Origin of the sequence: Bradyrhizobium sp. DOA1 (genome assembly GCF_001593325.1) — a bacterium.
Lineage (GTDB): Bacteria > Pseudomonadota > Alphaproteobacteria > Rhizobiales > Xanthobacteraceae > Bradyrhizobium.
In genome coordinates this window covers 6,246,616-6,252,342 of the sequence record NZ_JXJM01000001.1, presented here as the reverse complement: position 1 = coordinate 6,252,342, position 5,727 = coordinate 6,246,616, and the positions used below count along the sequence as shown (strand labels likewise).

General features: G+C 64.8%; 6 protein-coding genes. 1 reads left to right on the top strand and 5 read right to left on the bottom strand.

The genetic code is table 11. From position 1 onward, the window contains the following. Positions 1 to 84: 84 nt before the first annotated feature. The 5 genes from SE91_RS28905 to rpmH all read right to left on the bottom strand — a co-directional run bounded on the left by SE91_RS28905 (position 85) and on the right by rpmH (position 3,666). Positions 85 to 453, bottom strand: a complete 369-nt coding sequence (locus SE91_RS28905) for a DUF423 domain-containing protein (protein WP_061850078.1) — start codon at positions 451 to 453, stop codon at positions 85 to 87. Next, positions 450 to 1,103, bottom strand: a complete 654-nt coding sequence (gene yihA / locus SE91_RS28900; RefSeq protein ID WP_061851389.1) for a ribosome biogenesis GTP-binding protein YihA/YsxC — start codon at positions 1,101 to 1,103, stop codon at positions 450 to 452. Before yihA ends, SE91_RS28905 begins: the two co-directional genes overlap by 4 nt. Positions 1,104 to 1,228: 125 nt before the next feature. After that, positions 1,229 to 3,073 (bottom strand): membrane protein insertase YidC, encoded by a 1,845-nt coding sequence (yidC, locus tag SE91_RS28895; protein WP_061850077.1) that lies wholly within the window; start codon positions 3,071 to 3,073, stop codon positions 1,229 to 1,231. Positions 3,074 to 3,089: 16 nt separating this feature from the next. Then, positions 3,090 to 3,503, bottom strand: a complete 414-nt coding sequence (gene rnpA / locus SE91_RS28890) for a ribonuclease P protein component (RefSeq protein WP_008542743.1) — start codon at positions 3,501 to 3,503, stop codon at positions 3,090 to 3,092. A gap of 28 nt (positions 3,504 to 3,531) precedes the next feature. After that, the gene (rpmH, locus tag SE91_RS28885; protein ID WP_008542748.1) at positions 3,532 to 3,666 is read right to left on the bottom strand and encodes a 50S ribosomal protein L34; all 135 of its coding nucleotides are present in this window, start codon (positions 3,664 to 3,666) and stop codon (positions 3,532 to 3,534) included. Between the two features lie 348 nt (positions 3,667 to 4,014). Between rpmH and SE91_RS28880 the strand changes: the two genes are divergently transcribed. Next, positions 4,015 to 5,517: a sensor histidine kinase gene (locus SE91_RS28880; protein ID WP_060734665.1), complete on the top strand. Its 1,503-nt coding sequence runs from the start codon at positions 4,015 to 4,017 to the stop codon at positions 5,515 to 5,517. The last annotated feature ends 210 nt before the right edge of the window (positions 5,518 to 5,727 follow it).

The following is a 5,727-nucleotide window of genomic DNA, read 5'->3' as shown; positions in this document are numbered from 1 at the left end:
CTGTCCGCGAGCGCGTCTGTGGAGAGACCCCCTCATCCGGCGCTTCGCGCCACCTTCTCCCACAAGGGGAGAAGGAAAAGAGCGTCACTTCCTCGCCACCACCGCCGCCAACGTCACCGCCAGCCAGCTCGCGATCAGCACCATGCCGCCTGTCGGCGCCGCCATCGGAAACAGCGCGTGCCCGGCATATTGCCGCAAGGTGAGGTCGCCCGCGAACAGCAAGGCGCCTACCGCGAGGCCGCACGCGGCCGCAAGGCCAATTCCGCCGTGCAGAAGGCCGCGCGCAAGCAATGCCACGGTCGTGAGTATGGCAGTTGCATGAAACAGCAGCATGGCGCTGGCCGATGCCAGCCGGCTCGCATCGCCGCCATGTGCGGAGGCCGCCGCCAGCGCGACGCCGGCAGCGCCCATCAGGCCGGCAAGCCCGATCAGCACGCGTTGCGCCGCCATCATGAGGTCCGCTCTTCCAGCAGCTTCGCCATCGCGGCGCGCAAGCTCTCCATGCCGGTGGAGCTGCGCGAGGAGGTCGCGAGCACGTTCGGGAACGCGGCGGGATGCTTGGCAAGCGCAGCCTCGGTCTCGGCGATGCGCGCCTGCAACTCGGCGGCCTTGACCTGGTCGGCCTTGGTCAGCACGATCTGATAGCTGACGGCGGAACGGTCGAGCGTCTTCAGCACTTCGAGATCGACGTCCCTGATCCCATGCCGCGCGTCGATCAGCACATAGACGCGGGCGAGCGAGGCGCGCCCCAGCAGGAATTTGTGGATCAGCTCGGTCCAGGACGCGACCTGGCTCTTGGGCGCCTTGGCATAGCCGTAGCCCGGCATGTCGACGAGCCGCAGGTCACCTTTCCCGGGGACCTCGAAGAAGATCAGCTCCTGGGTGCGCCCCGGCGTATGCGAGGTGCGCGCCAGCGCGTTGCGCCCCGTGAGCGCGTTGATGAGGCTCGACTTGCCGACATTGGAGCGGCCGGCAAAGGCGATCTCCAGCCCGGCCATCGGCGGCAGCGTCGCGATCGACGGCGAGGCCCAGATGAACTGCCAGTCGCGGGCGAACAGCTTTCGCCCGGCTTCGATCAGCCTCGCATCTTTGTCGTCGGTCATGCGAAGCTCGCTGTTTCCCCACGTCATTGCGAGCGAAGCGAAGCAATCCAGAAATGCATCCGCGGAGGGATTCTGGATTGCTTCGTCGCTTCGCTCCTCGCAATGACGGCCCGTAGTGACGGCGCTTACGTCGCCTTCCTTGCGAAGGTCGCCTTGAGATTGTCGAACAGCTCCACCTTCACGCCGTTGCGGCGCATGATGTAGCTCTGCTGGATCACCGACAGCAAATTGTTCCAGGCCCAGTAGATCACGAGACCCGCCGGGAAGCCGGCCAGCATGAAGGTGAAGATCAGCGGCATCCAGTTGAAGATGAGCTGCTGCGTCGGATCCGGCGGCGTCGGGTTCAGCTTCATCTGGAACCACATCGTGATGCCCATGATGATCGGCCAGATGCCGAGCGCGAGGTAATGGCCGAACACCGGAATCGTGGTCGGATCGAACGGGAGCAGCCCGAACAGGTTGAACAGATTGGTCGGATCGTGCGCCGAGAGGTCCTTGATCCAGCCGTAGAACGGCGCATGCCGCATCTCGATGGTGACGAACAGCACCTTGTAGAGCGAGAAGAACACCGGGATCTGGATCAGCACGGGAAGACAGCCGGCGACCGGATTGATCTTCTCCTTGCGATAGATCTCCATCATCTCCTGCTGCTGCTTCACCTTGTCGTCGGGATAGCGCTCCTTCAGCGCCATCAGCTGCGGCTGGATCGACTTCATCTTCGCCATCGAGGCGTAGGACTTGTTCGCCAGGGGGAAGAACAGCAGCTTTACGATCACGGTCACGAGCAGGATCGAGATGCCGAAATTGCCGAAGAAGCGGAAGAAGAAGTCGAGGCCGAGGAACATCGGCTTGGTGAGGAAATAGAACCAGCCCCAGTCGATCAACAGATCGAAATGATTGAGGCCGAGCTCCTTGTTGTAGCCGCCGAGACCGGCAAACGGGAACACGCCGACGACGCCGGCTTCCTTGGCGCCCGCGAACAGCCGCGCGTTGGCGGTCGCGGTGCCGCCGATCGCGACGGTGACGGGATCGAGCAGATAGTCGGTCTGGTAGGTATGGACCTTGCCGACGGGATTGGACGAGAAGCGCGCCTGCAGCTGCGCGTCGGTGTCCGGCAGCAATGCGGAGGCCCAGTATTTGTCGGTGATGCCGAGCCAGCCGTTCGTAATCTTGAAGTTCACCTGCTTGGCTTCGTCGATCTGCTTGTAGGAATATTCCTGCAGCTTCTGGTCGCCGAGATAGCCGATCAGGCCTTCATGCAGGATGTAGTAGCCCGAGACTTGCGGCGCGCCGTGGCGCGAGATCAGCGCGAACGGATAGAGCGTGACAGGCGCATTGCCGACGTTGCTCACCTCGTCCTTGATGGTGAAGAGATAATGGTCGTCGACCGCAATGGTGCGGCGGAAGGTGAGGCCGTCGCCATTGTCCCATTTCAGCACCACCGGCGACTTCGGCGTCAGGCTGCCGCTGCCTTCCTGCTGCCAGACGGTCTGGGCATCGGGCATCTTCGCGGTCACGCCGGTTGCCGCCACCCAGCCGAATTCGGCGTAATAGGGCTCCACGGTGCCGGAGGGAGAATAGAGGATGATCGGCGGCGATTTCGGATCGACGGTTTCGCGGAATTGCACCAGCGCGATGTCGTCGATGCGGCCGCCCTTCAGCGCGATGCTGCCGGCGATCCGCGGCGTGTCGATCTTCACGCGCGGGCTCGCGGCAAGGGCGGCCTCGCGGGAAAGGGTCGGCTGGGCTTGATTCGCGGCCGGCGTCGACGGCTGAGCCGCGCCGGGTTGCGGCGCGGTGCCCGGGGTCGCGGACGCGGTCGGCTGTGGCGTGCTGGATTTCTGGAGCTCGGCCGCCTGCTGCTGGGCGCGCTGCTTCTCCATCTGCGGCACATTGTAGAAATACTGCCAGGCGATCAGCACGAGGCCGGACAGAATGATGGCGAGGATCGTATTGCGGTTGTCGGTCATCGATATTGTCTCGTCATCAATCCGGTTTGCGGCTGGTCGCCGTGGCGTGACCTGGCCTCTGGCCGCGCGCCTTGACGGGTGCTTTGGCCGTATGCCGCGCGGGCTTCGTGAATGCTATGCGCAGATCGTCGAGCATGGTCGCGAAGTCGCGCGAGAGCGCGTCCCTTCGGCCGACCAGCACGTAATCATGATGGGGTTGCATCGACACCGGATCGAGCCGCTTCACCAGTTCGCGAAGCCGGCGCCGGATACGATTGCGCTCGGGGGCGTTGCCGTTCTTCTTGGTGACGGTGAAGCCGATTCGGATCGGGCCGGAATCGTCCCGGCCAAGGCTTTTTCGGTCAAGGCTTTGCAGGACGAACGCGGGACTATTCGCCCGCGCGCCATTGGCAACGGCGAGGAAATCCGCCCGCTGCCTCAGCCGATCCATGATGAAATCCCGGAAAAGGGGGTCCGGCTCAGGCGCTCAGACGCTTGCGGCCGCGGGCGCGGCGGGCGGCGAGAACCTTGCGGCCGCCGGCAGTGGCGAGACGGGCACGGAAGCCGTGACGGCGCTTGCGCACCAGTTTGCTGGGTTGATAAGTCCGCTTCACGGGTTTTTCTCCGCTGACCGGGCAATTTGCCTGTAGAATTGATGGTAAAGTCCGGAAGATGCTGCCCAAAACGGGCCCTTTTCGGCCCCAAGAGAGCCGCTCCCGGCGTCACACCGGGTCATCGCGGACAATTCGCGCGGCTTATAAGGGAGCGCCTTGTTTTCGTCAACGCCGCACAAGCGCGCGATTTTCGTGAATATCGCTGTTTGCGCGGGGTTTTTAACCCTTGAGGTGGCGACTCGCGCTATTAGCGCCTACATCCCACCTCGGCAGATTAGCGATCCGTAATTTGACCGCATCCCAGGCGGGTCGCATCTTGCATCCGCCAAGCCAACAGGGGCGAATCTCGTGGCAGCCACCGATCGCCAGCCGATCCAGGATACGGATCAGCCGGACCAGCCGGCGATACGGCCGCGTGGATCGCGCGGGCTTGGGTTGTCCGGCAAGCTGCTGCTGCTCACCATTCCCTTGGTGATGATCGCCGCGGTGCTGCTCTACGTGCCGGCCATCGCGAATTTCTGGGTCAACCGGCTGAATGATCGCGTAGCGGCGGCCAACACCGCGGCGCTGGTGCTGGATGCGGCGCCGCTCGGCATGGTCCCCGATTCGCTGTCGCGGCAGATCCTGAAGAGCATCAATGCCCGCGCCGTCGCCATCAAGATGGGCCAGCAGCGCCGGCTGCTTGCCAGCGACAACATTCCGGCCGCGATCGAGCACGACATCGACCTGCGCGACATGACGGCCTGGGAGGCGATCACCGGCTCGTTCCGGATGATGCTGGAGACCGGCAACCAGGCCATCCGCATCGTCGGCCCCGGCGTCGGCAATGCCCAGTTCATCGAGATCGTCACCGACGAATTGCCGCTGCGGAAGCAGATGTACCGCTTCTCCCGCAATCTCGTCGTGGTCGCGCTGATCATCGCGGTGCTGACCGCGGGCCTCGTCTATCTCGCGCTCCATTATCTCTTCGTGCGCCCGATGCGGCGGCTGACCGCGAGCCTGGTCGGCTTCCACGAGAATCCCGAAAGCTCGGCCGGCATCATCGTGCCGAGCCAGCGCAGCGACGAGATCGGGGTTGCCGAACGCGAATTGTCGGACATGCAGCGCGACCTGATGTCGATGCTGAACCAGAAGAGCCGCCTCGCCGCCTTGGGGCTGGCGGTCTCCAAGATCAACCACGATCTGCGCAATCTGCTCGCCTCGGCCCAGCTTCTGTCGGACCAGCTCGCCAGCGTGCCGGATCCGCGGGTACAGCGCTTCGCGCCAAAGCTGGTGCGCTCGCTCGAGCGTGCCATTGCCTTCTGCCAGTCGACGCTGTCCTACGGCCGTGCCCAGGAGGCCGCGCCCGACCGCCGCATGATCCTGATCGAGCCGGTCGTGCTGGAGGTGCGCGAGACCGCGGGCCTCGCCTCGGACGTCTCGATCGCCTGGGTTGCCGCGATCGAGCGCGGGCTCGCCGTCGATGCCGATCCCGACCAGCTGTTCCGCGTGCTGCTCAATCTCGTCCGCAACGCCGCCCAGGCGCTGGAAACCCATGCCTCGTCCGGCGATGGCGGCGTGCAGCAGATCCGGATCACCGGAAAACGCGAGGGCGCGGTCGCGATCCTCGAGGTCTCCGACACCGGCCCCGGCGTCCCCCAGAAGACCCGGGAGCACCTGTTCGAGGCGTTCCAGACCTCCGGTCGCCCCGGCGGCAGCGGCCTTGGCCTTGCCATCGCCGCCGAGCTCGTCCGCGCGCATGGCGGCGACATCCACCTCGTCGAAGGCACCATCGGCGCCACCTTCCGCATCGTCATCCCCGACCGCCCCGTGGAACTGCTCTCCATCCGCAATGAGCGGCAGCGGGCGTAGTCGGCCAAAGGCCAACCCCTCTGCCGTCATTCCGGGGCGGCCCAAAGGGCCGGGCCCGGAATCCATAATCCCGGCTGGTGGTATGGATTCTCAGGTGCGCAATTGCGCACCTGAGCCCGCGCCTTCGGCGCGCCCGGAATGACGGCGAGAGGGTGCAAATACGCGAAAATCTCCCCATCCCGACGCTTGCCAACCGGGGCAAGAGCGGTT